Annotated in this window: 3 protein-coding genes; all 3 read left to right on the top strand. The window is 28.0% G+C overall.

Translation table 11 applies throughout. The features are described from left to right. The coding region (locus CN514_RS24785) for a glycosyltransferase family 4 protein (RefSeq protein WP_098234832.1) at positions 1-970 on the top strand (970 nt) is incomplete at its 5' end. A gap of 161 nt (positions 971-1131) precedes the next feature. Further along, positions 1132-2208 (top strand): EpsG family protein, encoded by a 1077-nt coding sequence (locus CN514_RS24780; protein ID WP_098234831.1) that lies wholly within the window; start codon positions 1132-1134, stop codon positions 2206-2208. Between the two features lie 34 nt (positions 2209-2242). Next, positions 2243-3042 (top strand): glycosyltransferase family 2 protein (locus CN514_RS24775; protein ID WP_098234830.1); only part of this gene is annotated, 800 nt, incomplete at its 3' end.

The raw sequence follows: 3042 nt of genomic DNA, 5'->3' as shown, positions 1-3042 counted from the left end.
AACTGAAAAAGGTGTTAAAGTTTTTGATATTCCTTTTACAAGGAATCCATTTCACCCCAAAAATATAAATGCTTTTAGATCTCTAATAAAAATACAAACGGAGTATAGATATGATATTGTTCACGTTCATACTCCAATAGCCGCACTTTACGGGAGACTATTAAAGGCAAAGTTTCCTAAAATCAAAACGATTTATACAGTTCACGGTTTTCACTTTTATAAAGGTGCTCCAATTTTAAATTGGTGTATTTATTTTCCTATCGAAAAAATGATGAGTAACTTTACAGACACAATCATAACAATGAATTCCGAAGACTATGAGAGAGCTCAGAAGTTTAAAATAAACAAAATTCATAAAATCCATGGTGTTGGAGTAGATTTTGAATCCTATAACTTGAACTTATTTGATAAGGAAGATATTCGGAAAAAATTGAAGTTAAGTAAAGATGACTTTGTAATTCTTATGATTGCTGAAGTAAATCAAAATAAAAATCATAAGCAAATGATTCATGCAGTCGAAATTCTTAAAAATAGAGGGATTCATGTCAAGGTAATCTGTGCTGGCGATGGACCAATGCTTGAAGGTCTAAAGAATAGTGTAAAGATTAAAGGATTAGAGGATCATATAAATTTTTTAGGCTTTAGAAATGATATTAATGAGCTAATTATAGCATGTGATATTGGTATTCTTTTATCACAAAGGGAAGGTTTACCTAGAAATATAATGGAATTAATGGCCTGTGAGAAAACAGTTATAGGTACAAATATAAGAGGTATTCGGGATTTAATTGTAGATAATATAAATGGATTTTTAGTACCAATTAACGAACCGAAAGAAACAGCGGACAAAATCGAATTACTATATAAAGATAGGGTGCTCTTAGAAAGAATGTCATTAAACGCTAATCGTATAATAAAAAAGTATGACGTAAATCAAGTAGTAAATAGTCTAGTAAATACTATGATTTGATACAAAGAGATTAAAAGATTCTAAGACTATAAGTACAATAACTTTTTGGAAAATACGAAAAATAATTGATAAAAATCGAATTAATTTTGGATAAGCGAAATAACAAAATTAACTCGATTTTTTAGCGATCAAAATGAATGCTACAGTAAGGGTGGGTTACCTTGATACCTTATGTTTTAACTTTATTTTTTGCTTATTGCTATGGGTGGTTAGCAAAAAGATTTGGATTTGTTAACAACAGCAAATTTATTAATAATAAATTTTTTGTATTTATTGTTTTAATTGGATTAATACTCTTTTCTGGATTGAGATATTTAAATGCACTTTATAGTGATGAATGGATCTATAGAAATGAGTACTCAAATATAGGAAATATGGATTTTAAAGCAATTTTTTCTTTAAACCTAGAACCAGGTTTTGTTTTATTAAATTGGCTATTGTATAAGATATCCCCTCAACCGCAACTTCTTATTTTTGTTTGTGCTGTCATAACCAATACATTAATTGTTTCCACGATTGCAAAATTTAGTGAGAAGTTTGAGTTAAGTATATTTCTATTTATTTGTGTAGGCTACTACATGACTAGTTTTAATATCATGAGACAATATTTAGCAGTAAGTATAATATTTTGGGCAATAAGATATGTATATAAAGGTGATTTTAAAAAGTATTTTATTTTTGTATTAATTGCAGCAACCTTTCATTATTCAGCTTTAATTTTAATACCAGCTTATTTTATTTATAAAAGGAGAGCTTGGTCAAAGTGGACAATATTAATCATAGTTTCTTGCATAGTATTTGCAGTTTCATTTGGAACTTTTGTTAATATTTTAGCAGTTATGCTTGTAAATACTAGGTATAGTGCCTATTTGAATTCTTTAACAGAGGGGTATTATGGAGTTAATATTCTGAGGATTTTTATTTTTATTATTCCATTAGTTCTTTTATATATTTGGAGAAAACCATTAAAAACTAAATATCCTAATAGTCAACATCTAGTGAATCTCTATGTAATTGGTACCATGTTTATGGTGATCTCATATAATTATGTTTTTATTGCTAGGATAGCAGATTATTTTACACTTTTTGGGGTTTTAATAATTCCAAAACTTACTTCAATATTTAAGAAATTAAGTTTTAATTATTTAATTTATTTTGGAATTTTAATCTGTTTCCTAACATTCTTTTATTTCCAAATAAGTAGTAGTGCTGGTTACACTAGTATTTTTTCAACATAAAATACACTCTGCTAAGATTAAAGGGGAAAATTAAATGCAAATACCATTTCTAACGATTGTCATTCCAATGTATAATGCCGAGAACACTATAAAACAAGCGGTCAACAGTATTGTAACTCAATCTTTCGATAATATAGAAATTATCGTCATAAATGATGGATCAACTGATAGTAGTCTTAAAATTTGTGAAGAGATAGCCATTAGAGATTCAAGAATTAAGCTATTTACAATTAAAAATTCTGGTGTGAGTTATGCAAGAAACTTTGGAATCGACCAAGCGAATGGAAAGTATATTACCTTTCTTGACTCAGATGATTATTACAATGATAACTTTCTAAATGTTGTAACATCTGAAATAGAAGAAAACACTCAAATGCTGATATATGGTTATAACATTGTAAAGGATGGTCAATTCTCGTCTTTTAAAAGCCCTATAAGTGAATCTGTACAGATTAACACGAAAGAAGAATTTAGAAAGATTGCGATCTCCCTTATTGGGAATGAAATGATTAATGCACCATGGAATAAGCTTTATCTAACAAGTTACATAAAGCTTAATAAGATATACTTTCCTAATAATATAGATATTGGAGAGGATTTAAGTTTTAATTTATTAGTCGCAAAGAATATTAGTTCTGTTAAATTATTAAATCAAGCTTTAATAAATTACAGAGTAACATTAGGAGAAGGTTTAGTCTCCAAGTTTAGACCTAATCGTTTAGAAATCCGAATGTTATTGTTAGAAAAAATAAAAGATACAATACAATATTGGGGTTTATTAGATGAAAATAAGCCTATGCTAGATCGGATTCTAATAAAAGATTTTATGGCAGG

The organism is Bacillus sp. AFS001701 (assembly GCF_002559405.1).
Classification (GTDB): Bacteria; Bacillota; Bacilli; order Bacillales; family Bacillaceae_G; genus Gottfriedia.
This window is presented reverse-complemented; position numbering and strand designations above follow the sequence as displayed.